The sequence below is a fragment of the Citrobacter sp. VF227 genome (genome assembly GCF_052950715.1).
In genome coordinates, this window is record NZ_JBRFVF010000151.1 from 1 (window position 1) to 617 (window position 617).

General features: G+C 70.2%; 1 protein-coding gene. It reads right to left on the reverse strand.

Annotation, left to right across the window (positions count from 1 at the left end; genetic code table 11):
- Window positions 1-617: DEAD/DEAH box helicase (locus ACU8YC_RS25585; protein ID WP_446896046.1), on the reverse strand; the 617-nt coding region annotated here is incomplete at both ends.

A 617-nucleotide genomic window follows, 5' to 3' on the forward strand; every position in this document is an offset into this window, starting at 1 on the left:
GCGTGCCCGACAGCGTCAGCAGGTGGACGCCGGCCTGGAGCGCCTTCAGCCGCTCCTTGTGGGCGACGCCGAAATGCTGCTCCTCGTCCACGATGATCAGGCCGAGATCCTTGAAGGCGATGTTCTTCGCCAAGAGCGCGTGCGTGCCGACCACGATGTCGACCGTGCCGGCGGCGAGCCCCGCCCGGGTCTGCTTCATCTCCGCCGCGGAGGCGAAGCGCGAGAGCTGCGCCACCTGGACCGGCAGGCCCTTGAAGCGCTCGGCGAAGGTCCGGTAGTGCTGGCGGGCGAGCAGGGTGGTCGGGACGATCACCGCCACCTGCTTGCCGGAGATCGCCGCCGCGAAGGCGGCGCGCAGCGCCACCTCGGTCTTGCCGAAGCCGACATCGCCGCAGACCAGCCGGTCCATCGGGCGGCCGGCATTGAGGTCGTCCAGCACCGCGTCGATGGCCTCCTTGGCCATGACCTCCGCGGCGTCCTGGTCCACCAGGTAGTCGCCGCCCTTGACGGTGTCGAACGTGTGCCACTCCCAGTTGTCCTCCTCGACGTTGGCGAGGGCCGCGCACATGCCGCCCTGGGCCGCGCCGGTGTGGGAACGCGTGGGGTAGATCTTGGTG